This window comes from Mesorhizobium sp. M1A.F.Ca.IN.020.06.1.1 (assembly GCF_004023265.1).
Taxonomy (GTDB): Bacteria; Pseudomonadota; Alphaproteobacteria; order Rhizobiales; family Rhizobiaceae; genus Mesorhizobium.
The window spans coordinates 1-636 of record NZ_RZSR01001645.1 but is presented as its reverse complement, the minus strand read 5'-3'; the positions used below and the strand labels follow the sequence as shown (position 1 = coordinate 636).

1 protein-coding gene and 1 pseudogene are annotated in these 636 nt (G+C 66.2%); both read right to left on the bottom strand.

From position 1 onward, the window contains the following. Positions 1–200, bottom strand: a pseudogene (locus tag EOA60_RS36105) (peptide-methionine (S)-S-oxide reductase); the annotation flags it as partial. Positions 201–320: 120 nt separating this feature from the next. Continuing rightward, positions 321–626 (bottom strand): hypothetical protein, encoded by a 306-nt coding sequence (locus tag EOA60_RS36100; protein ID WP_128312784.1) that lies wholly within the window; start codon positions 624–626, stop codon positions 321–323. Positions 627–636 lie beyond the last annotated feature (10 nt).

The following is a 636-nucleotide window of genomic DNA, read 5'->3' as shown; positions in this document are numbered from 1 at the left end:
CCCCAGAAGCAGCCGCCGGCGAAGATCGCTTTCTCCGTGCCGCTGGCGGACTTTTCATCCAAAACCGGCGGCGGGATCACCACCGCGTCCTCGGCCGAACGCGCCGGCGTCTGCCAGAAGGCGGCCGCGGCCGCTGTCAGCACCAGCGCTGGAAGCGGGGCCAGCGAGCGCCGCGCCGCCTTTTTGTCGATGCCGTTCATGTCGGATCTCCTTGTTCGTTGTTCCACTATATACGAAGCAAGCCGCCGCTGGTTTCTCACTTTGCCGTGCGGCGGCTTATCGCCGACGGCGATTGTTGCCAAGAGACCGGGGCCGCTGACTTATTGCGCCGGCGCCATCGCGTCGGCAGGCTTCATCGCATCCGTCGCGGGCTTCATCGCATCCGCCGGCTTCATGGCATCCGTGGCGGGTTTCATCGCCTGGGTCGCCATCGCATCGGGCTTCATTTTATCCGCGGGCTTCATCGCGCCGGTCGGCATCATAGCATCGGTCGCCGGCTTCATCCTTTCCGTCGCCATCGCATTGGCTGGCTTCATCGCGTCGGTCGTGTCGTCGGCGCGGGCGCCGGCAACGAACGCGGCAGCGGCAAGCGCGAAAGCCAGCGCCGACGACACGACCGACGCGATGAAGCCAGCC